The organism is Pseudomonas sp. HY2-MNA-CIBAN-0224 (genome assembly GCF_040310285.1).
GTDB classification, from domain to species: domain Bacteria; phylum Pseudomonadota; class Gammaproteobacteria; order Pseudomonadales; family Pseudomonadaceae; genus Aquipseudomonas; species Aquipseudomonas helleri.
Genome location: NZ_JBEOPQ010000166.1, coordinates 1 through 476, shown reverse-complemented (window position 1 = coordinate 476; position 476 = coordinate 1). Strand labels below are relative to the sequence as shown.

The window sequence follows — 476 nt, the reverse complement described above, 5'->3', positions numbered from 1 at the left end:
ATACAATAATACGTCAGTTTTTACCGAAAATTTTGTAGCGGTCGTTGGTAAGGCAAGATGATAAAGGCAGGAATGCTATCTCATCTGTTGATTGTAAGTCATAAATAAAAGGACAATAATATGAATGTTTCTATCAGTGGTCACCATATCAGTGTTACCGATGCGATGGACAAAGCAGTTCGCGAAAAACTTGAAAAAGTAGAGCGTCACTTCGATCAGATACAAAGTATTAAAGTGATCTTATCGCTAGACAATAGCGGCGCAAGTGATGGTGGTAAAAAAAGCCATAAAGCCGAAGCGATTATGCGAGTCTCAGGTCAAGAAATGTTTGTCCAAGCACTTGAGGATGATATGTATAAAGCCATTAATGAGATGGCAGACAAGCTTGATAGACAAGTGCGTAAATACAAAACCCGTCAAGAGCGTAAAAAAACTCAGGGTGCAGGGCGTGATGGACGCTATGAAGACCTTACTAC

General features: G+C 39.9%; 1 protein-coding gene. It reads left to right on the top strand.

Annotated features, from left to right (window positions below):
* Positions 1–120: 120 nt before the first annotated feature.
* A partial coding sequence (gene hpf / locus AAEZ03_RS25860; protein ID WP_350582571.1) for a ribosome hibernation-promoting factor, HPF/YfiA family occupies positions 121–476 on the top strand: 356 nt, incomplete at its 3' end.